The organism is Brenneria roseae subsp. americana (assembly GCF_003115815.1).
In the GTDB taxonomy this organism is placed as follows: domain Bacteria; phylum Pseudomonadota; class Gammaproteobacteria; order Enterobacterales; family Enterobacteriaceae; genus Brenneria; species Brenneria roseae.
Genome location: NZ_QDKJ01000005.1, coordinates 48604 through 70750 on the forward strand (window position 1 = coordinate 48604; position 22147 = coordinate 70750).

The following is a 22147-nucleotide window of genomic DNA, read 5'->3' on the forward strand; positions in this document are numbered from 1 at the left end:
TTCAATGCAAACAAAGAAAAATGAAGTTTGGGTTGGCGCATTCATGCTGATTGCGCTGTGCGCCATCATCTTTTTGTGCCTGAAGGTCGCCGATCTCAAATCAATCGGTAGTGAACCTACCTATCGCCTGTACGCGACGTTTGACAATATCGGCGGTCTGAAAGCGCGTTCACCAATTCGAATCGGCGGTGTGGTCATTGGGCGGGTAGCGGATATCTCGCTTGATGAGAAAACCTACCTTCCCCGCGTAGCGATGGATATTCAGGCGCGCTATGACCATATCCCCGATACCAGTTCTCTGGCAATCCGCACCTCCGGCCTGCTGGGCGAACAGTTCCTGGCATTGAATATCGGTTTTGAAGATGAAGAGATGGGAACCTCAATACTGAAAGACGGCGGTGTTATTCAGGACACCAAGTCAGCGATGGTATTGGAGGATCTCATCGGTCAATTCCTATATAAGAGCGGTGGCGCCAGCGAGGATAATGCCGGTCAGACAGGTTCTGGCCCGGCGACTGACGAGGCGGTGACGCCCGAAACTCAGAGCCAGCCCGTTACTTCACATTCACATCCATAAGAGGATATCTGCATGTTTAAACGTTTACTGATGGTGGCTTTACTGGTGGTTGCGCCATTGGCCAACGCTGCCGATCAAACGAACCCTTATAGCTTGATGAATGAAGCGGCGGAAAAAACTTTTAACCGCTTAAAAACCGAGCAGCCGCGCATCAGACAAAATCCAGACTATCTGCGTAATGTCGTACGCGAAGAGCTTCTGCCGTATGTGCAGGTCAGATATGCCGGTGCGTTGGTTCTTGGCCGTTACTATAAGGATGCGACACCCGCTCAGCGCGATGCCTATTTCAAGGCATTTGAAGCCTATCTGGAACAGGCATACGGTCAGGCTCTGGCGTTATATCACGGGCAAACCTATCAAATCGCACCCGATCAGCCGTTGGGCGATGCCAACATTATTGCCATTCGCGTGACGATTATCGATAACGGCGGCCGGCCGCCGGTACGTCTGGATTTCCAATGGCGTAAAAATAGCCAAAGCGGCAACTGGCAGGCCTATGACATGATTGCGGAAGGCGTCAGCATGATTACGACCAAGCAAAATGAATGGGCGGCTACGCTGCGTCAAAAAGGCGTTGACGGCCTGACCCAACAGCTTGCCGCCGCGGCGAAGCAGCCGATCACGCTGGATAAGCAAAACAACTAATCTGGGTAGAGACATGGCGAATGCACTGAGCTGGCAGTCACTGGAATCGACGTTGGTATTAACCGGCGATCTGGATCGCGAAACGCTGTTACCGCTCTGGGAGCAGCGTGATACGTTGCTGTCAGGTAAAACGGCGTTGGATGTTTCTGGTCTGGAGCGTGTTGACTCGGCGGGGCTGGCTTTGCTGATACATTTTTATCACCAGTCCGCTTCGCAGGGAGGCGGACTGAAGATTATTGGGGCTGGCGATCGGCTAAAAACGCTGATTGCATTGTATAACCTGAATGAAATCATCCCTGTGTCTCAAACGGCATAGCGCGCATCGACAATTCGTTGTCAAATCCCCCTTTTTTGCGTTATGTCTATACCAATAGATTTCAAGCCGCGGGACACGCGCCTGCGGCTTGAAAGATGAAGGGTAGGGGGATTTCTTTGTTTAAGATAATGCCGTATTCATCTAAGATACCACCCTGTTTATCATCCCCCCTGACATAGAAATCGAGAGTGATGGAAAATAATGAAATTAAAGATGTGCTGATGAAGGCATTGGCACTCGAGGAAGTCCATGTTTCTGGCGATGGCAGCCACTTTCAGGTCATCGCTGTCGGTGAGCTTTTCACTGGCATGAGTCGGGTGAAAAAACAGCAGGCAGTGTATGCTCCGCTGATGGAGTACATCGCGGATAACCGTATTCATGCGCTGTCGATTAAGGCGTATACGCCGGAAGAGTGGCAGCGCGACCGCAAGCTGAATGGTTTTTAAGCTTGTCGTCATATGACGCCATATTGAATTGAAACATTGAGAAACAGCGACTATGGATAAATTTCGTGTGCAGGGGCCAACCCGGCTAACTGGTGAAGTCACCATTTCCGGAGCCAAAAATGCCGCACTGCCGATCCTGTTTTCTGCCCTGCTCGCAGAAGAGCCGGTAGAAATCCAGAATGTGCCGAAGCTGCGGGACATTGATACAACAATGAAGTTGCTTACTCAACTGGGGGCGCGTGTTGAACGTAATGGTTCAGTACACGTGGACGCCAGCGAGGTTAATATTTTTTGCGCGCCTTACGACCTGGTGAAAACCATGCGCGCATCAATATGGGCATTGGGACCGTTGGTGGCGCGCTTTGGGCAAGGTCAGGTTTCTTTGCCCGGTGGTTGCGCGATCGGCGCGCGTCCGGTGGATTTGCACATCAATGGCCTTGAGCAATTGGGGGCAAAAATCACGCTGGAAGAAGGCTATGTGAAGGCTTCCGTCGATGGCCGTCTGAAAGGCGCCCACATTGTGATGGATAAAGTCAGCGTGGGCGCCACCGTGACCATTATGAGTGCGGCAACGCTGGCTGAAGGTACCACCATTATTGAGAACGCTGCGCGTGAGCCGGAAATTGTTGATACGGCGAACTTTCTGAATACGCTGGGCGCCAAAATTAGCGGCGCGGGCAGCGACAAAGTGATTATCGAAGGTGTGGCGCGTCTGGGCGGCGGGGTTTATCGCGTGCTGCCTGATCGTATTGAAACCGGGACCTTTCTGGTTGCGGCAGCCATTTCCGGCGGGAAGGTCGTTTGTCGCCAGACCCACCCGGAAACACTGGATGCGGTGCTGGCTAAACTGCGTGAAGCAGGGGCCGATATCGAGATCGGTGAGGACTGGATCAGCCTGGATATGCACGGAAAACGGCCGAAAGCGGTAACCGTTCGTACTGCGCCACATCCGGGTTTCCCTACCGATATGCAAGCTCAGTTCAGCCTGCTGAACCTGGTGGCGGAAGGAACGGGCGTCATTACCGAAACGATTTTCGAGAACCGCTTTATGCACGTGCCGGAACTCATCCGCATGGGGGCACAGGCGGAAATTGAAAGCAATACGGTAATTTGCCACGGCGTGGAAAAACTGTCCGGTGCGCAGGTCATGGCAACCGATTTACGTGCTTCAGCGAGTCTGGTGCTGGCAGGTTGTATCGCCGAAGGCGTAACCATCGTTGACCGTATTTATCATATCGATCGTGGTTACGAGCGCATTGAAGATAAATTACGGGCGCTAGGGGCGAACATTGAGCGTGTAAAAGAACACGATTAAGCGTGAGCGCGGCGTCGGTATTATGATTAGCAGCCGGGTGGATAATCCACCCGGTTTTTTTATGGCAGGGGCAGCCCTGCCCGCCGAATTCAGTTGACCGGAAACTCCTGAATCGTCATGTCTAACTTGATTTCTTTAGGGCCGCGCTTGATCACCACGGGAACGACGGTTCCGGGCCGTATTTCTGCAATTTGATCCATGGTTTCGATAACCGAACGTGTCGGTTTATTGTTAACGCTGACTAATATATCTTCGACCTGAATCCCTGCTTTATCCGCGGGGCCTCCAATATCGACGGTTCTAACCTGAATACCGTTAGGGCGTCCCTGACGGCTGCCGTTTTCGATACTTTCGAGATCTTCTATCTGTACCCCGTTGATGCCGATATAGCCGCGAATGACGCGGCCATCGCGGATAAGTTTTTCCATCACCTTGGTCGCCAGCTCAACGGGAATGGCGAAACCAATCCCTTCTGGCGTTTCGCCGTCGGCACTCCTGTCAAAGGACAGCGTATTGATGCCGACCAGTTCCCCCAGCGTATTCACCAGAGCGCCGCCGGAGTTTCCATGGTTGATGGATGCATCGGTTTGCAAAAGATTTTGCCGGCCATTTTGTTGGCTGTCCTGTCCGACCGCGCTCAGCCCGACACGCCCTGTCGCACTGATGATCCCCTGGGTAATGGTTTGTCCCAGGTTGTAGGGATTGCCGATAGCCATGACGACATCGCCCACGTGCGCGATACGACTGGTATTGATCGGGATAACGGGCAAATTGACGCCGTTAACTTGCAGAACCGCCAGATCGGTCAGGCTATCTGAGCCGACAACCATTGCTTCATAGAGCCTGCCGTCCTGAAGCGCGACCAGAATTTGCTGTGTGTTATTAATGACGTGCTTGTTGGTCAGGATATAGCCTTTGTCACTCATGATGACGCCAGAGCCCAGCGTGCGGATATTGAGTTCGGTTGTCTGATCCGTATTGGGGACTTTGTCATAGATGTTCACCACGGCCGGTGCTGCACGGCGGACCCCGTCGTAATAGCTGACGGGTGTGGCGGAGGCTGATGTGTCATCGGTCTTCTGCCATGCCGCAGGGCGCAGCGTGGGAACCGCGGCCAACAGGATGCCTGCGGCGATCACGCCGAGTAGGGTGGAACGTAATAACTTAGCAAGCATAAGCGTGTTTTACTGTGCAAGATGGATATGATGCCGAGAATAACACGAGATTACCGGACACAGCAGGATACTGTGTCCGATTCTCAGACCGGGCGGGTGTCCGTTGTTCGGCAAAACGGCACGCCGCGATCTTCCCGGTGGCGATTAACGCAGAAGCAGGTAAATCGTTTCGTCGCCGCGAACGATGTTCAGAGCCAGCACGGATGGTTTGGCTTCCAGCAGCTTACGGAGCTGGGTAATGTTTTCCACTCGCTCACGGTTAACACCGATGATGATATCGCCTTTCTGCAAACCGACCTGCGCGGCTGGAGAGTCTTTGGTGACATTATCAATCTGTACGCCTTTGCTGCCGTCTTTCAACTGGCCGTTGGTCAGAGAAGCGCCTTGCAGGGCGGGAGATAAGGTTTCCGCGCTGGTGGTGGACGTTGCGCTGTTATCCAGCACGACGGAGACTTCCTGCTGTTTACCTTCACGCAGTAAACCGATTTTCACGGTTTTACCCGGCGCGGTGGTGCCTATCTTGGCGCGCAATTCGGCAAAACTGCTGATGGGTTTCCCATCCAGCGAGGTCAGTACGTCACCCGCTTTGATTCCGGCCTTGGCCGCAGCAGATTTTGGCAGCACTTCGCTGACGAACGCGCCGCGCTGTGCATCGACCTTAAAGGCTTTCGCCATTTCGGACGTCATCTCGCTGCCTTTGATCCCCAGAACACCCCGTTTGACTTCGCCAAATTCAACCAGTTGCTGAGCCAGGTTCTGCGCCATGTTGCTGGGAATGGCAAAGCCAATGCCGATATTCCCGCCACCCGGGGCCAGAATGGCCGTGTTAATCCCGATCAGTTCACCGTTAAGGTTGACCAATGCGCCACCGGAGTTGCCGCGGTTGATGGAGGCGTCGGTCTGAATAAAGTTTTCTAACCCTTCCAGATTCAGCCCACTACGACCCAGTGCGGAAATGATGCCGGAGGTGGCCGTCTGTCCAAGGCCGAACGGATTACCCACCGCAACGGCAAAATCACCGACGCGCAGCTGGTCGGAATCCGCCATTTTGACGGCAACCAGATTTTTGGCGTCCACTAACTGAAGCAGGGCAATGTCGGATTGTTCGTCGCGCCCAATCAGTTTGGCTTCATATTCGCGTCCATCGTTCAACTGCACGCGAATTTTATCGGCATTGTTGATGACGTGATTATTGGTCAGGACATAGCTTTTGGCTGCATCGATAATCACACCAGAGCCCAGTCCTTCAAAAGGACGTGAGCTTTGTTTGTCGGTTGGGAAATTGGGACCGAAGAAGAATTTAAACTCTTCCGGTACACGTTGGCGTTGTACCTGCGTACCTTCCACATGCACGCTGACGACCGCAGGCAAGACTTTTTCAAGCATTGGCGCCAGGCTTGGTATCTGCTGTCCCTGAACCACGGCGGGCAGCGCGGCATTCGCCGCCGGGAGCGTGGACAGGGTTAAGCCGATGCTCATTGCTAATGCACTAAATAATAAAGATTTTTTCTTCATTGTTGATTAACTCTCTCACGACCAGCGGATGAATAAAATGATGATATATAAACTTAAACATGCGGTGAAGAGTCAGACTGGCGATTAGTGTGTAAAGTTCACTGATGTTTCGTCAGTAGTTTGTAACTATAGCCTACGGCGCGGGATTTTAGGCGGGATACTGCGGGGACAGGGAAGGCGTGAGGCCCGATGAAACCTCACGCAGAAATCCTCCTCGTCACGTCTACTTGCGGGTTGGGCGTTCTCCCCGCAGTAAACCTGACGCGCCATCCGAATAGTCACGTGGTGGCATATCAACCGGCGCCTGATCGTTATCGGCTTCGGCTTCCGTCAGACGATATTTGAACGGATTATCCTGGCCGGGAACATTAGGCAGCAGGTTATTGGAACTCTTCGCCATATGCTGATAAAGCTGGCGGTAATCGTGCGCCATGTTATCCAGCAGCTCAGCGCTACGGGCAAAGTGTCCGACCAGCTCCTGACGATATTCTTCCAGTTCGGCTTTGCTTTTTTCAAGCTCGTTCTGCAGAACCTGTTGTTGCCGCAGCTTACGGTTGCCAAAACGCATGGCGACAGCACCAATAATGATACCGGCAACTAAACCAATCAGCGCATACTCCCAGGTCATAATGACTCCTATTTTGACTTCGTTGTCCACGTAGGGTTTTTTCACTTAATAATAGCCACTATAACCGCTAACCTTGTCTGAGTGGAATCCTGAAGCGTGATGACTTAGGGTAATGTTGATGCATCTCAGGCATCAAGGCAGTTAACTGCTACGATTACGGTTCAAATCGACGACAACTCGCGACAAAACACAATTAACTTTTTTTCTCAGGGATTGCGATCATTATGCAGCGAACGACACCATTGGCGCTTTACCAGCAGGCACTTTCCGCCGGAGAGTATCAACCTGATGAGGTACAGCATCAAACCGTCATGCGGTTGGAAACCATACACCAGGCATTGTGTGAGCGAGCGGCGCAGGCGTCGGACGAGACAGCCGGCCGGCTGACGAAATGGCGCTCCTGGCTCGGCCTAAGCGATAAGCGTTCGTTGATCCCCGTGCAGGGATTGTACATGTGGGGCGGGGTGGGCCGGGGGAAAACCTGGCTGATGGATATGTTTTTCCACAGCCTGCCCGAGCCGCGCAAACTCCGGCTGCATTTTCATCGTTTTATGCTGCGGGTTCATCAGGAACTTAACCAACTACAGGGACATGAAAATCCGCTGGAAAAGGTTGCCGATGGGTTTAAAGCCGAAACGGATGTACTGTGTTTTGATGATTTTTCGTCTCTGATATTACGGATGCCATGCTATTGGCCGAGTTATTGCGTGAGCTGTTTTCCCGGGGCATTACGCTGGTGGCGACCTCGAATATTCCTCCGGATGAGTTATATCGCAATGGGTTGCAACGCGCCCGTTTCCTGCCCGCCATTGAACTGATTAAACAGCACTGCGACGTGCGGAATGTTGATGCGGGGATTGATTATCGATTGCGGACATTAACGCAGGCCCATCTTTATCTGACGCCGCTTGACGCGCAGACCGAAGAAACCATGCAGCAGATGTTTACCCGCTTATCGGGAAAAAAGTGGGTCACTCCGGGACCCACGCTTGAAATCAATCATCATCCCCTGCCGACGCTCGGTGCGAGCGATGGTGTGCTGGCCATTGACTTTGTCACGCTGTGTACCCAGGCGCGCAGCCAGAACGACTATATTGCGCTTTCACGCCTTTACCATACGGTGCTGCTGCATAACGTGACGGTGATGGGGACGAAAGAGGAAAATAGCGCCCGCCGTTTTCTGGCGTTAGTCGATGAGTTTTACGAACGGAGAATTAAGCTTATCATTTCCGCACAGGCCCCCATGTTTGATATTTATCAGGGTGAACATCTGAAGTTTGAATATCAACGCTGCCTGTCCCGCTTGCAGGAAATGCAAAGCGAAGCGTATCTGCGCCAGCCGCATCTGGCGTAGCCTCATAGTCTGCGTTTGGTCACAGATCGTGAGGATGGTGCGAGATGGTGAAAGTAAGCGGCCGCTTTCTTGCCGTGTTCTCCAGATACCAGACGAGAGTCCGCCATGAATGGCGGTTTTTCTTGGTTTACGCGTGAAAAAAGGTCGATCTTTGGGGGCGACTTCTCTATAATCCTGCGACCCCACGTTACAACAAAGTTTTTTTCCCAAAAACTTTATAGTGCCGGCAATGGCTATTCGAAGGGGTAGGTTTGCTGGACTTGATGGTCGTGTGAGCCTCAACTGTTTTTGAGCGTTGGGTGAACACCTGCGTGTAACTAATTATTGGGTAAGCTTTTAATGAAAACTTTTACAGCTAAACCAGAAACCGTAAAACGCGACTGGTACGTTGTTGATGCAGACGGTAAAACTTTAGGCCGTCTTGCTACTGAACTGGCTCGTCGTCTGCGCGGCAAGCATAAAGCGGAATACACCCCGCACGTTGATACCGGTGATTACATCATCGTTCTGAACGCCGATAAAGTTGCTGTTACCGGCAACAAACGTTCTGACAAGATTTATTATCATCACACCGGTCACATCGGTGGTATCAAACAAGCGACCTTTGAAGAGATGATTGCCCGCCGTCCTGAGCGTGTGATTGAAATCGCGGTTAAAGGCATGCTGCCGAAGGGCCCGCTGGGTCGTGCAATGTTCCGTAAACTGAAAGTTTACGCGGGCACCGAGCACAATCACGCGGCACAGCAACCGCAAGTTCTGGACATTTAATCGGGATTATAGGCAATGGCTGAAAATCAATACTACGGCACTGGTCGCCGCAAAAGCTCCGCCGCTCGCGTATTTATCAAACCGGGCAGTGGTAATATCGTTATCAACCAACGTAGTCTGGAACAGTACTTCGGTCGCGAAACTGCCCGCATGGTAGTTCGCCAGCCGCTGGAACTGGTCGACATGGTTGGTAAATTCGATCTGTACATCACCGTTAAGGGTGGTGGCATCTCTGGTCAGGCTGGTGCGATCCGTCACGGTATCACCCGCGCTCTGATGGAGTATGATGAGTCCCTGCGTAGCGAACTGCGTAAAGCTGGTTTCGTTACCCGTGATGCTCGTCAGGTTGAACGTAAGAAAGTCGGTCTGCGTAAAGCACGTCGTCGTCCTCAGTTCTCCAAGCGTTAATTTCCTGCTGCTTTGCAGCGAAATCAATGCGAAAAACCCGGTGCTGGTCACCGGGTTTTTTATGGCGGGCTATCCTTGCCCGCCGCCACCCTTCGGACCAACGCTTCGCGTTGTTGAAAAATGTCCCCGGCGTTTTTTCTCCTGGAAATTTTTTATTCCTGAAAAACAATTATCGTAGATAAATAATCTTTATTTTCAAATCGTTAATGATGAAGTTGTGCTTATATCCCCACAGAACGAACAAAATCTGATAAACTATTCGCCGATTTTGTGCCTGTTTACCCGCCAGGTTTTTTTCTGAAAACGACTGATTTTGTCCGGTGGTTTTTTCAACGCTGAGTGGCAAAAATGCAGCACATGGGTTTGCAGGATCATAGCAGATCGGTTATTCGCCGTATTTTCTCGATAAACTTGGAGGTTTTCATGGCTGTCGCTGCCAACAAACGTTCGGTAATGACGCTGTTTTCTGGTCCGTCCGACATTTTTAGCCATCAGGTCCGCATTGTATTGGCGGAAAAAGGTGTGAGTGTCGAGATTGAGCAGGTAGACATGGATAATCTGCCGCAGGATCTTATTGACCTCAATCCTTATGGTTCAGTTCCGACGCTGGTTGATCGGGAACTGACGCTCTATGAATCACGTATTATCATGGAGTATCTGGATGAACGTTTTCCTCACCCACCGCTCATGCCCGTGTATCCGGTTGCTCGTGGCAACAGCCGTCTGATGATGCACCGCATTGAGAATGACTGGTATTCTTTGCTGAAGAAAATCACGCAAGGTAGCGCGCAGGAAGCCGACTCTGCCCGCAAACAGCTGCGTGAAGAGCTGCTGGCGGTAGCGCCGGTCTTCAATGAAGCGCCTTATTTCATGAGCGAAGAGTTCAGCCTGGTTGACTGCTATCTGGCGCCGCTGCTGTGGCGTTTGCCGCAGTTAGGGATTGAACTGAGCGGTTCTGGTGCGAAAGAATTGAAAGGCTACATGACGCGCGTATTTGAGCGTGATGCGTTCCTGGCTTCCCTGACGGAAGCAGAACGTGAAATGCGTTTGCAAACCAGAGGTTAAACGAATGGCGTTGTCTCAACTGTCTCCGCGTCGTCCGTATTTGCTACGGGCCTTTTACGACTGGTTACTGGATAACCAGTTGACGCCTCATCTGGTAGTCGATGTGACTCTGCCTGGTGTTATGGTGCCGATGGAGTTTGCCCGTGATGGGCAGATTGTGCTGAATATTGCACCTCGTGCCGTTGGTGGCCTGGAGTTAGCTGATGATAGCGTTCGTTTCAACGCTCGTTTCGGCGGCGTTCCACGCCAGGTTTATGTTCCGATGGCGGCGGTGTTAGCCATTTACGCGCGTGAAAATGGCGCGGGCACCATGTTTGAGCCAGAACCCGCTTATGAATCAATGGGCGAATTTGACAACTTTCAGGATGAAACCGCCACTTCAGGCACCGTGATGTCGATAGTTGATAATAAACCTGACGCCGATGCAACGGATGGCGATGATCATCCTGATGATGAGCCACCGCAGCCTCCCAAGGGAGGGCGGCCATCATTACGGGTCGTTAAATAAATCACCGGACTCATCAAGGGCACAGCGACTGTGCCCTTTTTGCATCTGAGCAATCGTCATGTTCGCAAGGCATGACGGTTCTTATTAGTCGTGCCAGTGAAGGAGGGGAAAGTGAATCATCAAGGCAGTTGTTTGTGCGGTGGCGTAACGATTTCTACCGGTCAGGATGTGAAAGCGGTGACGGCGTGTCACTGTGGCATGTGTCAGAAATGGGGCGGAGGTCCGTTTATGTCGATTGATTGTAAAAATGATATCGACATTGTGGGCGAGGAAAATATTACCTTGTATCGCTCTTCTGAGTGGGCTGAACGGGCATTCTGTAAAGTCTGCGGTTCACACCTTTTCTATAAGCTTCTCTCACCCGAAACCTATTTTGTCCCTGCCGCGTTGTTCGATGATAGCACTGAGCAAGCGTTTGTCGCGCAGATCTATATTGATAATAAACCCAGCTATTATTCGTTTGCTGAGAAAACCATAGTCTTGACTGAGCAAGAGATTGTGGATTTATACAATACGTGATGCCAGAAGTATAAGGGCAAGGGCAGCTTGCGCTGCCCTTATGTGCGCTGTAAGCCTCTTCAGACCGGTGTCTTGGTCTGTATCGGTTCGTTGATGGTCATTAGTACCAGAAGGCACAGAAACGAGCAGAGAGCCATAAAACCGAACACATAATCCCAACTGAAATTATCCAGCAGCAGTCCTGCAATTAAAGGACATGCCGCGCCACCCAACTGTCCTCCAGTGTTAATAATGGAACCGGCAATAGGAAATACTTCCTTGGTTGTAAGCGCCATGGGATAAACCATATAGGCGGAGAAGCCCAGGTTGAACAGGATGCCGGTTAGCAACAGCAGTCCTCCAAGGATCATGGGATTATCCGGTGCGTTGATCAGCGTTATCATCATGACCACGGTTGCAACGGCGGATGCCATCATCAAGGGTTTTCTGCGTTTATTCAGCAGCCTGTCGGAACACCATCCTCCCACCAGGTTACCTATCACCGCACCAATCCAGGGGGCAGAGGCCACCATGCCCATCTTCATTACCGAGAAGCCTTTCTCATTCATCAGATAGGTGGGGATCCATGCCAGCAAGACGTTCACGATACCCATCATGAAAAAATAACCGAACATACTGCCAAGTACATTCCATGATTTAAAGATTTCTTTCTTGGTGCTGAGCAACGGTACTTCTTTGGTCCGAATTATCTTGTCTAATAACCTGAACGTTTTTTCGTTGGCGTAGATGGGTTGTGATTTTGGCGTGTGTTCTGCGATCCTTCCGGCGGGGATTTTCTCTTCAATGATATCTAACTCTTCTGGTGAGCAAAATCTGCTTTCCTGTGGGGAGTTGGTGACCATTAGATACCAGATAACGGCAAGAAATATGCCCGGAATGGCAAAAAAATAGAAAACATAGTGCCAACTGTAGTAATAAATAATGATGGCGCATAAAGGTGGAACAAGGACCGGACCGAATTTTGCCGCTGATAAAAATATTGCTGTGACAATTCCTTTTTCAGAGGCTGGAAACCAACGGTTAATGGTCGAGGTAATACCAATAGGTAACGGTCCTTCCGCCAGACCCAATATAAATCGGGATACTTTCAATCCTAGAATTGAACTGGATAAACCAACAAAGCAAGTTGCCAGCGAGGTCAATATTATGGATGTTGAAAATATCTTTCTCACGCCAAATTTGGCATAAAGAAAACCGCTGGGTATTTGCGCTATCGCATAGGCTAACAGGAAAAGACTGGCCAGTGCACCGGCCTCAGTGTTGGACATATGAAAATCAGAACGGATAAAGGGTAACACAACACCAATATTTGCTCTGTCGGCAGCAGCTACGGTATAAACGCAAAAGATAAGTGATGCAATGACCCAGCGAAAACGCCCTGGTTTATTATTTGTGATATTCATTGTTTTTCCCATCAAAGATAAATACAGTTTTTTTCCAATAATTTTTCATCTACCCATGACATATCCCATTCGTCATTTTCTATCTGGGTTTTGATATTTTCTTCTTTTTCCGTAATAAGTTTGGTTTTTTCTAATACTGATTCAAGGTCACTTTGCCTGATAACGACAGCGCCATCAAGGTCTGCAACAATCATATCTCCGGGTGAGATAACGACGCCATCAATGGAGATAGGGAAGTTAATCTCACCAGGACCATCCTTAAAAGGCCCCGCGGGAGTTGCCCCTAAAGCAAATACCGGAATAGACGATTGTTGAATAAAACCAAGATCGCGGATCATGCCATTGATGATGATCCCCGCAATGTCTTTTTTTATCGCCCAACGCAGCATAAGTTCACCCATCAGGGCATTTTTTTCCCCGCCTTGCCCGTTTACCACAATGATATCTCCTGGCGATGCCATTTCGATAGCCTTGTAAAATAGAAGGTTATCCCCACTACGTAGATTGACGGTAAACGCGGGGCCGGTGAGCTTTAACTCATTAAGCGGCTTGATTTTATTACTCAGGCAAAACTGACGATTCATCACATCGCCGATGTTTGCCGCGGGGAGTTTTCTGAACTCATCTATTAAATATTTTTTGGGTCTATTAAAATATTTTTTAATTTGAAATCCGTTGTTGGACATAAATACTCCGGTTTAACTCAATTAAAATTGTGACGTACTTCTAAAAAATAAAATTTATTTACTTTCTGTCTGATAAAAATGACGGTAATTAATTATTGGTGGATTAAAGTAAGGACATATTTAATTATTCAGCCTTTTGGTGTAAAGAGAAAATAACAAATATTAAATATCAATCTTTGGAATATATACAGGTGGAAAAAATGAATGCTATCTCACTGAAGACATTTTTGACCATTGTGAATGCCGGGAGTATTAATAAATCAGCCGAGGAGCTTTTTGTTGCTCAATCCACCGTGACAAAGAGATTACAGGTACTTGAAAACGAGCTAGGCTTTGATCTCTTCGAGCGAAATAAGGGAATAAGAGAAATAAAACTGACGGAAGCAGGTAATTCCTTTCTTGAAATTGCTGAAAAATGGTATGACTTTTTTTTGGAAATAGAAAATTTAAAAGCAAATGAATCGAGAATAAATATTACAATAGGCTGTCTTAATAGTATTAATTTTGCGATATTTACGCCTCTTTATCGGGAGCTTATTAATCACGAAAGTAAAATGAATGTGAAAATCGTGACAACACATTCCATCGATATTTTTGGTCTGATTGAAAAGCGATTAATTGATGTCGGGTTTTCTTTCTCGGATTTAAAATCTCAAAACACCATGAGCTTTAAATTATACTGTGAGCCTATGGTCGGATTGTGTCTTCCGTGTTCGATTCTGGCGGGAAAAGAAGATGTTAAGTTCGAGCAACTTCAGGTTAAAGATGAGTACTATGTCCGTTGGGATGAGGATTTTGAGCGTTGGCACATGCAAGGGTTTGGTCGTATTCATGGTTTTAATGCTCAGTTTGATAATGGTCATTTGATCATGAACTTATTATCATCTGAAACAGATTGGGCTATTGTTCCCAGTTCTACGGCTTTATTTGCTCAGAAACAGCACGGATGTGCATCGTTTCGTCTGGCTCAAAATTGCCAGCCGCCCAGTAGAGTCGTTTATATGGTTATGCATAAAAACCAGAAGAAAAGCACGCAAAAAGGCGTTGCTAAACTGGTTGCTTTATTAAATGAATTATCGGAGCTGTTAACGAAAGAAATACCGGGTATCAGGTTTTATACACAAAATATCATTGAGAGTTTGGCGACTGGCTGACTACCCGCGGCAGACCACTATTCTGATGGCTGCGGTGTCATGAAGATAGAGAAGAGCGGCACGTGCCGCCCTTTTGAGAAGAGGAAGAACTTAGACTTCCAGGAAGTTAAGAATACCGTCAGCCGCTTTACGGCCTTCTGCAATCGCGGTAACCACCAGATCGGAACCGCGTACGGCATCGCCGCCCGCAAAGATTTTCGGGTTGCTGGTCTGGAAGGCGTTTTCGTGACCTTCTGGCGCGATGATGCGGCCCTGGCCATCCAGCTCGACGCCGTGTTCAGCCAGCCATTCCATTTTGTGCGGACGGAAACCAAACGCCATCACGACCGCATCCGCTTCCAGCACATGTTCGGAGCCTTCAACGATTTCAGGACGGCGGCGGCCATTGGCATCAGGCGCGCCCAACTCGGTACGAGCCATTCTGATGCCGCAAACCTTGCCAGAACCGTTGATTTCAACGCTCAGCGGTTGCAGGTTGAATTTGAACTCGACGCCTTCTTCACGCGAATTCTTCACTTCACGTTTGGAGCCAGGCATGTTTTCTTCATCGCGACGATAGGCACAGATCACGTGTGTTGCGCCCTGACGAACAGAAGTCCGCACGCAGTCCATTGCCGTATCACCACCGCCCAGTACCACCACGCGTTTACCTTGCATGGTGATGTAAGGCTCTTCTTCGGACGCATCGAACCCCATCAGCTGTTTCGTGTTGGCAATCAGGAACGGCAGGGCGTCATAAACGCCTGGTGCGTCTTCATTCTCCAGTCCGCCACGCATGGACTGATACGTTCCCACGCCAAGGAATACGGAGTCATATTCATTCAGCAGCGTTTGCATCTGAACGTCCTTACCCACTTCGGTATTCAGGCGGAATTCGATGCCCATCCCACTGAAGATTTCACGGCGTTTGACCATGACTTCTTTTTCCAGCTTGAAGGCCGGGATGCCGAAGGTCAGCAGGCCGCCGATCTCGGGATGACGATCAAATACCACAGCCTGCACACCGTTGCGCGCCAGTACGTCGGCACAGGCGAGGCCCGCCGGACCTGCGCCGATGATGGCGACGCGCTTGCCGGTTGACTGTACGTTCGAGACATCAGGTTTCCAGCCCATCTCAATCGCTTTATCATTGATATAGCGTTCAATGTTGCCGATGGTTACGGCGCCGAATTCGTCATTCAGCGTACAGGAACCTTCACACAGGCGATCCTGTGGACAAACGCGGCCGCAGACTTCCGGCAGGCTGTTGGTCTGGTGCGACAATTCGGCAGCTTCAATGATGCGGCCTTCATTCGCCAGTTTCAGCCAGTTGGGAATGTAGTTATGAACCGGACATTTCCACTCGCAGTATGGATTACCACATGACAAACAACGATCTGCCTGTGCTTTGGACTGACTCTCTGAGAACGGTTCGTAAATCTCTATAAATTCAATTTTACGAATTTTCAGCGGTTTTTTAGGCGGATCAACGCGCTGTAAGTCGATAAATTGGTAAACATTTTGACTCATGATAACCTCTTACTGCGCCTGAACCCGCAGCTCGGCTGCGGAACGACTGCGGTGACCCAACAATGCCTTCACATCACTTGACTTCGGTTTCACCAGGGCAAATTTCGATGCCCATGCCGGCCAGTTAGCGAGGATCTCTTCTCCACGTTGTGAACCGGTATGCTGCACGTGCTCGGTAATCAGACCGCGTAAATGTTCTTCATGAATAGCCAGCAGTTCTACATCCAGCACTTCTACCAGTTCAGGGTTGACGCGTTTGCGGAATTCGCCGTCTTCATCCAGAACGTAAGCGAAACCACCGGTCATCCCCGCGCCAAAGTTAACGCCGGTACGCCCCAGCACACAGACAATACCGCCCGTCATGTATTCACAGCCGTTATCGCCGATACCTTCGACTACGGTGATCGCTCCGGAGTTACGCACGGCGAAACGTTCGCCGGCACGGCCTGCGGCAAACAGCTTACCGCCGGTGGCGCCGTACAGGCAGGTGTTGCCAATGATGCTGGCTTCGTGACTGCGGAACGCGGAACCCACCGGCGGACGGACGGAAATGCAACCGCCAGCCATGCCTTTGCCCACGTAGTCATTGGCGTCACCGGTCAGCGTCAGTTCAACGCCGCCCGCATTCCAGACCCCAAAGCTTTGCCCGGCCGTGCCGGAGAAGTAGGCTTTGATTGGATCGCTTGCCAGCCCCTGATCGCCATGTTTGGCGGCGATCGCACCCGACAGAGTCGCGCCGACCGAGCGATCCGTGTTGCGGATATCAAAATAGAGCGCCTTGCTCTGTTTGGCATCCACATGCGGCTGTGCCTGAGCTAGTAATTCTTTGTTCAGCAGGCCTTTATCGAATGACGGGTTGCTCTCGGTACAGTACAACGCTTTTCTTGGCTGAGGCTGTGCGGTATGCAGCAGCGGTGACAGGTCCAGCTTGTTCTGCTTGGCGGTGAAGCCATCCAGTTCGACCAGCAGATCGGTACGGCCAATCAAATCCACCAGGCGGCTGACGCCCAGCTCAGCCATCAGCAGCCGGGTTTCGTGTGCGATGAACTGGAAGTAGTTGGTAACGCGCTCTGGCAGACCGTGATAGTGGTCGCGGCGCAGTTTTTCATCCTGGGTGGCGACACCGGTCGCGCAGTTGTTCAGGTGACAGATACGCAGGTATTTACACCCTAATGCGACCATTGGACCCGTGCCGAATCCGAAGCTTTCCGCCCCCAGAATCGCCGCTTTAATAATATCGAGGCCGGTTTTCAGACCACCATCCACCTGTAGGCGGATTTTGTGACGCAGACCGTTGGCGACCAGCGCTTGCTGCGTTTCCGCCAGACCCAACTCCCACGGGCAACCTGCATATTTCACCGAAGTCAGCGGACTGGCGCCGGTGCCGCCATCGTAGCCGGCAATGGTGATCAGGTCGGCATAGGCTTTGGCGACACCGGTCGCGATGGTGCCGACGCCCGGTTCAGAAACCAGTTTTACCGAGATCATGGCTTTCGGATTGATCTGTTTCAGATCGAAAATCAGCTGCGCCAGATCTTCGATAGAATAGATATCATGGTGCGGCGGCGGTGAAATCAGGGTCACACCGGGTACGGAGTAGCGCAGTCGGGCGATGTATGGCGTGACTTTATCGCCCGGTAACTGGCCGCCTTCGCCCGGCTTGGCACCCTGCGCCACCTTGATCTGAATGACATCGGCGTTAACCAGATAGGCTGGCGTTACGCCAAAGCGGCCGGAAGCCACCTGTTTGATACGGGAAACCTTGTTGGTGCCGTAACGCGCCGGATCTTCGCCCCCCTCGCCGGAGTTGGAGAAACCGCCCAGACTGTTCATGGCTTCAGCCAGTGACTCATGGGCTTCAGGACTGAGCGCGCCAATCGACATCGCCGCGGTATCAAAGCGCTTGAACATTTCTGTTACAGGCTCGACGTCGTCGATGGAAATGGCCGTGCCTTCCTGTGGTTTCAACGCCAGCAGGTCACGCAGGGTGGCGGCCGGACGTTCGTTCACCAGCCTGGCGTATTGCTCGTAATCGCTGTATTCACCGCTTTTAACCGCGGTTTGCAGTGTGGTAACCACATCCGGGTTGTAAGCGTGGTATTCGCCGCCGTGTACGAACTTTAACAGTCCGCCCTGTTCCAGCGTCTTGCGTTTCAGCCAGGCGCGTTTGGAAAGATTTCGCAGATCCTGCTCAAAATCACTGAAGTTGGCCCCGCCGATCCGGCTGACTACGCCCTGGAAGCATTGCGCCGAAACGTCTTTATGCAGACCCACGGCCTCAAACAGTTTGGAGCAGCGATAAGAGGCCACAGTTGAAATGCCCATTTTGGACATGATCTTGTACAGCCCTTTGTTGATGCCGTTACGATAGTTCAGCATCACCGCGCGGTATTGTTTGTCGATCGTGTGATTGTCCACCATCCGCGCCAGCGTTTCATAAGCGAGGTAAGGATAGATGGCGGTCGCACCGAAGCCTAACAGAACCGCAAAGTGGTGTGGATCGCGGGCACTGGCGGTTTCAACAATAATATTGGCGTCGCAGCGCAGGCTTTTCTCAACCAGACGGCGCTGAACGGCGCCAACGGCCATTGGCGCCGGCACAGGCAGGCGTTTCGCGGAGATAGCACGGTCAGACAGCACCAGCAAAACGGCGCCATCGCGGACTTTGTTTTCGGCATCGTCACAGAGTTTTTCAATCGTCTCTTGCAGCGTCTGTTTTTCCGGTTCGAAAGTCAGATCCAGTACATCAGCGCGATAGTGCTGCTGATCCTGTGAAGTCAGCTGCTTGAAATCGGAGTAAAGCAGGATCGGTGATTTAAAGCTCAGGCGGTGAGCCTGACCTTCTGCCTCGCAGAATACGTTCATTTCGCGGCCGATACAGGTTGCCAGCGACATGACGTGCGCTTCACGCAGCGGATCGATCGGCGGATTGGTTACCTGCGCAAACTGCTGGCGGAAGTAGTCATAAATAATACGCGGACGGCTGGAAAGTACGGCGAATGGCGTGTCGTCCCCCATGGAGCCAGTGGCTTCCTGACCGTTTTCACCCAGCACCCGGATGATCTGATCCAGCTCTTCGCTACTGTAGCCAAACTGCTTCTGATACGTTTCCAGCAGTGAGTCATCAAATTCGCGGCTGCCCACCTGATCGTCCGGCAATTCTTCAAACGGCACCAGGCGCTGGACGTTTTTCTCCATCCACTCTTTGTACGGGTGGCGGCTTTTCAGATCGTCATCGGTTTCGGCGGAATGAAGGATACGCCCGCTACGGGTATCGATAACCATCAATTCACCCGGCCCGACACGGCCTTTCTCAACCACTTCATCCGGCTGATAATCCCAGATGCCCACTTCAGAAGCACAGGTAATCAGTTTGTCTTTGGTAATGACGTAGCGTGCCGGACGCAGACCATTACGGTCCAGGTTACAGGCGGCATAGCGGCCGTCGGACATGACGATACCGGCCGGACCATCCCACGGCTCCATATGCATGGAGTTAAAGTCGAAGAAGGCACGCAGTTCGGGGTCCATGTCCGGGTTGTTCTGCCAGGCGGGCGGCACCAGCAGACGCATGGCACGGATGATGTCCATACCGCCGCTGAGGAACAGTTCCAGCATGTTATCCAGTGAACTGGAGTCGGAGCCGGTTTCGTTCACAAACGGCGCCGCATCCTGCAAATCAGGGATCAGCGGCGTTTTGAATTTATAGGCACGGGCGCGCGCCCATTGGCGGTTACCGGCAATAGTATTGATCTCGCCGTTGTGCGCCAGATAGCGGAACGGCTGCGCCAGCGGCCAGCGCGGTACGGTGTTGGTCGAGAAACGCTGATGGAACAGGCAAATTGCCGATTCCAGACGCAGGTCGGCCAGATCGAGATAGAAGCGCGGCAGATCCGCAGGCATACACAGGCCTTTATAGATCGTCACCAGATTGGAAAAACTGCAAACGTAGAATTCTTTGTCTTCAATACGTTTTTCGATACGGCGGCGCGCCATAAACAGGCGGCGTTCCATATCACTTTGTAACCAGCCTGCCGGAGCGTTGACAAAGATCTGTTCAATGCGCGGCAGGGATGACAGGGCGATTTCACCCAGTACGTCAGGGTTGGTTGGCACTTCACGCCAGCCAAGTACCGAAAGCGTTTCGTTTTGCAGTTCTTCTTCTACAATCCGACGAGTGGCGCGGGCCAGATCTTCGTCCTGATTGAGGAACATCATGCCGACGGCATAGTTCTTGGCTAAGCGCCAGCCGCGCTCTTCCGCGACCAGACGAAAGAAACGATCGGGTTTTTGAAGTAATAAGCCACAGCCGTCGCCGGTCTTGCCGTCAGCAAGGATCGCGCCACGGTGTTGCATACGGGCCAGTGCGTGAATCGCGGTACGCACTACCTTGTGGCTCGGCTCACCTTCTATATGGGCGATTAATCCGAAACCACAGTTGTCTCTCTCTTGGGATGCATCGTACAACATATCAGTGAACCTCCCCGGGCTCTGTGTGACTCTCACAACCTACTGCGAGAAAGCACCTTGGCGTTGAGCGACTATTAACCCTGCCGCTCTCTTCTTCGGCCTCTCGTGACGGTCTCACAAGTGGTAAATGACTTGTTTTTAGAGGGAGTCTTCATTTACTGCATAAATATGACGAGTCATGGACCCGTCAGGAAAGCTTCCAGCGGATTTCCAAATTAGCGAGAAAGCCTGTTCAGGTCAAATATCAATGCAAAATGTGCCGTTAAGAGATAATTTTTGGTTATATCTATGAAAGCTAATGATTTTTTTGACAAAAATATGGTGATAAGAGGTTATGGGATTTGATCGAACTGTGAGCTGTATCACTATGTCGGTATCACAATATCTCCTCTACATGCTGCTATATCTCTGCTTCTTGGAATCTTATACTGTGTGAATTGGGTTTTCTGATTTATGCCACTGTTTTTCATTTTCTTGTCATCTTTTAATGAAGGTGATCGCCTGGATAAGAAAAATTAATTACCTTGAATATGAGTTTCTTTGCAGAAAAAGCGAATAATCATGCATTTCAGATGAGGAAAGGCGATTGATCGGCGTCATCGCGCCGAAGAGGCTGACAGAGTAGGCTGCTCTTTCTAAAGAGGGCTAATCAGAATATGCAATTACAAAAATTAATCAACATGTTTGGTGGAAATCTTCAACGTCGCTATGGAGAAAAGATACACAAGCTTACGTTGCATGGCGGTTTTAATTGCCCAAACCGTGATGGAACGCTGGGGCGCGGCGGCTGTACTTTCTGTAATGTCGCCTCTTTCGCCGATGAGCAAATGCAGCAGCGCAGTATCGCCTGCCAGTTGGCGACGCAGGCGGGGAAAGTAAACCGGGCAAAACGTTATCTGGCTTATTTCCAGGCTTATACCAGTACTTATGCAGAAGTTAAGGTGCTGGAAAGCCTGTATCAGGAAGCATTGCAACAAACCGAGATGGTCGGGCTGTGCGTGGGAACCCGACCTGACTGTGTGCCTGACGCGGTATTGGATTTGCTGTCCGGCTATCATCGGCAGGGTTATGAGGTCTGGCTGGAACTGGGTTTGCAGAGCGCCAGTGATAAAACATTGCATCGCATCAATCGCGGCCATGACTTTGCGTGTTATCAGCAGACGGTAAGACGAGCCCGCGAACGGGGACTGAACGTGTGTTGTCATCTAATCGTCGGACTGCCGGGTGAGGATGCGCAGCGCTGTTTGTTGACGCTGGAACAGGTTGTTGAGACCGGCGTGGAGGGAATTAAGCTTCACCCTTTGCACATCGTGGAGGGGAGCATTATGGCCAAAGCCTGGCGGGCGGGACGTTTGCCGGTGCTGACGCTGGAGCAATATGTCGAGACTGCCGGTGAGATGATTCGCCATACACCTCCCGAAATTATCTACCATCGTATTTCAGCCAGTGCCCGCCGTCCGACGTTACTGGCGCCGCTCTGGTGTGAAAATCGCTGGACCGGCATGGTTGAACTGGATCGTTACCTGCAAACGCATGGCGTACAGGGATCGGCGCTGGGTCGGCCCTATCAGTACGATGAAACCCGGATCTGATCCTGATATAGAAACCACAATGTCTTTCTATGCTTTAGATTATTGGTGAGAGTGCATTGGTGCACGATCGTGATGTCATGAATCTTCGGTGTCA

Annotated in this window: 19 protein-coding genes and 1 pseudogene; 13 read left to right on the forward strand and 7 right to left on the reverse strand. The window is 51.0% G+C overall.

Features of this window, described 5'->3' with window-relative positions; translation table 11 throughout:
* The first annotated feature begins 4 nt into the window (after positions 1 to 4).
* The 5 genes from mlaD to murA all read left to right on the forward strand — a co-directional run bounded on the left by mlaD (position 5) and on the right by murA (position 3299).
* Positions 5 to 577 (forward strand): outer membrane lipid asymmetry maintenance protein MlaD, encoded by a 573-nt coding sequence (gene mlaD, locus B4923_RS07685; RefSeq protein WP_109053772.1) that lies wholly within the window; start codon positions 5 to 7, stop codon positions 575 to 577.
* Positions 578 to 589: 12 nt separating this feature from the next.
* Positions 590 to 1222, forward strand: a complete 633-nt coding sequence (gene mlaC / locus B4923_RS07690) for a phospholipid-binding protein MlaC (protein WP_109053773.1) — start codon at positions 590 to 592, stop codon at positions 1220 to 1222.
* A gap of 13 nt (positions 1223 to 1235) precedes the next feature.
* On the forward strand, positions 1236 to 1538 hold the full coding sequence (gene mlaB, locus B4923_RS07695) for a lipid asymmetry maintenance protein MlaB (protein ID WP_109053774.1): 303 nt from the start codon (positions 1236 to 1238) through the stop codon (positions 1536 to 1538).
* A 191-nt stretch (positions 1539 to 1729) separates the two neighbouring features.
* Positions 1730 to 1984, forward strand: coding sequence for a BolA family iron metabolism protein IbaG (gene ibaG, locus B4923_RS07700; RefSeq protein WP_109053775.1), 255 nt, complete (start codon positions 1730 to 1732; stop codon positions 1982 to 1984).
* A gap of 52 nt (positions 1985 to 2036) precedes the next feature.
* Entirely contained in the window at positions 2037 to 3299 is a 1263-nt protein-coding gene (gene murA / locus B4923_RS07705) for a UDP-N-acetylglucosamine 1-carboxyvinyltransferase (protein ID WP_109053776.1), read from the forward strand.
* Positions 3300 to 3388: 89 nt separating this feature from the next.
* Here murA and degS read toward each other — a convergent pair whose 3' ends face one another.
* The 3 genes from degS to zapG form a co-directional block, all read right to left on the reverse strand.
* The gene (degS, locus tag B4923_RS07710) at positions 3389 to 4474 is read right to left on the reverse strand and encodes an outer membrane-stress sensor serine endopeptidase DegS (protein WP_109053777.1); all 1086 of its coding nucleotides are present in this window, start codon (positions 4472 to 4474) and stop codon (positions 3389 to 3391) included.
* A gap of 144 nt (positions 4475 to 4618) precedes the next feature.
* The gene (degQ, locus tag B4923_RS07715) at positions 4619 to 5989 is read right to left on the reverse strand and encodes a serine endoprotease DegQ (RefSeq protein ID WP_109053778.1); all 1371 of its coding nucleotides are present in this window, start codon (positions 5987 to 5989) and stop codon (positions 4619 to 4621) included.
* Between the two features lie 223 nt (positions 5990 to 6212).
* Positions 6213 to 6617 carry a Z-ring associated protein ZapG gene (gene zapG, locus B4923_RS07720; protein WP_109053779.1) on the reverse strand — a complete coding sequence of 135 codons (405 nt, stop codon included), beginning with the start codon at positions 6615 to 6617 and terminating at the stop codon, positions 6213 to 6215.
* A 224-nt stretch (positions 6618 to 6841) separates the two neighbouring features.
* On the opposite strand from zapG, the pseudogene zapE reads away from it, so the two are divergent.
* The 6 genes and pseudogenes from zapE to B4923_RS07750 all read left to right on the forward strand — a co-directional run bounded on the left by zapE (position 6842) and on the right by B4923_RS07750 (position 11239).
* Positions 6842 to 7971: pseudogene (gene zapE / locus B4923_RS07725) on the forward strand (cell division protein ZapE).
* Between the two features lie 339 nt (positions 7972 to 8310).
* Positions 8311 to 8739, forward strand: a complete 429-nt coding sequence (gene rplM / locus B4923_RS07730; protein ID WP_109053780.1) for a 50S ribosomal protein L13 — start codon at positions 8311 to 8313, stop codon at positions 8737 to 8739.
* A gap of 15 nt (positions 8740 to 8754) precedes the next feature.
* Entirely contained in the window at positions 8755 to 9147 is a 393-nt protein-coding gene (gene rpsI, locus B4923_RS07735; RefSeq protein WP_109053781.1) for a 30S ribosomal protein S9, read from the forward strand.
* A gap of 423 nt (positions 9148 to 9570) precedes the next feature.
* Positions 9571 to 10212: a stringent starvation protein SspA gene (gene sspA, locus B4923_RS07740; protein WP_109053988.1), complete on the forward strand. Its 642-nt coding sequence runs from the start codon at positions 9571 to 9573 to the stop codon at positions 10210 to 10212.
* Between the two features lie 4 nt (positions 10213 to 10216).
* Entirely contained in the window at positions 10217 to 10720 is a 504-nt protein-coding gene (gene sspB / locus B4923_RS07745; RefSeq protein WP_109053782.1) for a ClpXP protease specificity-enhancing factor, read from the forward strand.
* 111 nt (positions 10721 to 10831) lie between these two features.
* Entirely contained in the window at positions 10832 to 11239 is a 408-nt protein-coding gene (locus B4923_RS07750; RefSeq protein ID WP_245929508.1) for a GFA family protein, read from the forward strand.
* A gap of 59 nt (positions 11240 to 11298) precedes the next feature.
* Here B4923_RS07750 and B4923_RS07755 read toward each other — a convergent pair whose 3' ends face one another.
* The gene (locus B4923_RS07755) at positions 11299 to 12642 is read right to left on the reverse strand and encodes an MFS transporter (RefSeq protein WP_109053783.1); all 1344 of its coding nucleotides are present in this window, start codon (positions 12640 to 12642) and stop codon (positions 11299 to 11301) included.
* 11 nt (positions 12643 to 12653) lie between these two features.
* Positions 12654 to 13328, reverse strand: a complete 675-nt coding sequence (locus tag B4923_RS07760; RefSeq protein WP_109053784.1) for an RraA family protein — start codon at positions 13326 to 13328, stop codon at positions 12654 to 12656.
* A 200-nt stretch (positions 13329 to 13528) separates the two neighbouring features.
* Here B4923_RS07760 and B4923_RS07765 point away from each other — a divergent pair, with 200 nt between their 5' ends.
* The gene (locus B4923_RS07765) at positions 13529 to 14482 is read left to right on the forward strand and encodes a LysR family transcriptional regulator (protein WP_109053785.1); all 954 of its coding nucleotides are present in this window, start codon (positions 13529 to 13531) and stop codon (positions 14480 to 14482) included.
* A 90-nt stretch (positions 14483 to 14572) separates the two neighbouring features.
* Here B4923_RS07765 and B4923_RS07770 read toward each other — a convergent pair whose 3' ends face one another.
* Together B4923_RS07770 and gltB are read right to left on the reverse strand one after the other, a co-directional pair.
* Positions 14573 to 15991 (reverse strand): glutamate synthase small subunit, encoded by a 1419-nt coding sequence (locus tag B4923_RS07770; RefSeq protein ID WP_109053786.1) that lies wholly within the window; start codon positions 15989 to 15991, stop codon positions 14573 to 14575.
* 9 nt (positions 15992 to 16000) lie between these two features.
* Positions 16001 to 20461: a glutamate synthase large subunit gene (gltB, locus tag B4923_RS07775; RefSeq protein ID WP_109053787.1), complete on the reverse strand. Its 4461-nt coding sequence runs from the start codon at positions 20459 to 20461 to the stop codon at positions 16001 to 16003.
* 656 nt (positions 20462 to 21117) lie between these two features.
* Here gltB and mnmL point away from each other — a divergent pair.
* Positions 21118 to 22053 (forward strand): tRNA modification radical SAM protein MnmL/YtqA, encoded by a 936-nt coding sequence (mnmL, locus tag B4923_RS07780; RefSeq protein ID WP_109053788.1) that lies wholly within the window; start codon positions 21118 to 21120, stop codon positions 22051 to 22053.
* Positions 22054 to 22147: the final 94 nt, after the last annotated feature.

Excerpts from the sequence above, each read along its gene's own strand:
- mlaD (WP_109053772.1), top strand. The coding sequence starts at position 5 with ATGCAAACAAAGAAAAATGAAGTTTGGGTTGGCGCATTCATGCTGATT.
- mlaC (WP_109053773.1), top strand. The coding sequence starts at position 590 with ATGTTTAAACGTTTACTGATGGTGGCTTTACTGGTGGTTGCGCCATTG.
- mlaB (WP_109053774.1), top strand. The coding sequence starts at position 1,236 with ATGGCGAATGCACTGAGCTGGCAGTCACTGGAATCGACGTTGGTATTA.
- ibaG (WP_109053775.1), top strand. The coding sequence starts at position 1,730 with ATGGAAAATAATGAAATTAAAGATGTGCTGATGAAGGCATTGGCACTC.
- murA (WP_109053776.1), top strand. The coding sequence starts at position 2,037 with ATGGATAAATTTCGTGTGCAGGGGCCAACCCGGCTAACTGGTGAAGTC.
- degS (WP_109053777.1), bottom strand. The coding sequence starts at position 4,474 with ATGCTTGCTAAGTTATTACGTTCCACCCTACTCGGCGTGATCGCCGCA.
- degQ (WP_109053778.1), bottom strand. The coding sequence starts at position 5,989 with ATGAAGAAAAAATCTTTATTATTTAGTGCATTAGCAATGAGCATCGGC.
- zapG (WP_109053779.1), bottom strand. The coding sequence starts at position 6,617 with ATGACCTGGGAGTATGCGCTGATTGGTTTAGTTGCCGGTATCATTATT.
- rplM (WP_109053780.1), top strand. The coding sequence starts at position 8,311 with ATGAAAACTTTTACAGCTAAACCAGAAACCGTAAAACGCGACTGGTAC.
- rpsI (WP_109053781.1), top strand. The coding sequence starts at position 8,755 with ATGGCTGAAAATCAATACTACGGCACTGGTCGCCGCAAAAGCTCCGCC.
- sspA (WP_109053988.1), top strand. The coding sequence starts at position 9,571 with ATGGCTGTCGCTGCCAACAAACGTTCGGTAATGACGCTGTTTTCTGGT.
- sspB (WP_109053782.1), top strand. The coding sequence starts at position 10,217 with ATGGCGTTGTCTCAACTGTCTCCGCGTCGTCCGTATTTGCTACGGGCC.
- B4923_RS07755 (WP_109053783.1), bottom strand. The coding sequence starts at position 12,642 with ATGAATATCACAAATAATAAACCAGGGCGTTTTCGCTGGGTCATTGCA.
- B4923_RS07760 (WP_109053784.1), bottom strand. The coding sequence starts at position 13,328 with ATGTCCAACAACGGATTTCAAATTAAAAAATATTTTAATAGACCCAAA.
- B4923_RS07765 (WP_109053785.1), top strand. The coding sequence starts at position 13,529 with ATGAATGCTATCTCACTGAAGACATTTTTGACCATTGTGAATGCCGGG.
- B4923_RS07770 (WP_109053786.1), bottom strand. The coding sequence starts at position 15,991 with ATGAGTCAAAATGTTTACCAATTTATCGACTTACAGCGCGTTGATCCG.
- gltB (WP_109053787.1), bottom strand. The coding sequence starts at position 20,461 with ATGTTGTACGATGCATCCCAAGAGAGAGACAACTGTGGTTTCGGATTA.
- mnmL (WP_109053788.1), top strand. The coding sequence starts at position 21,118 with ATGCAATTACAAAAATTAATCAACATGTTTGGTGGAAATCTTCAACGT.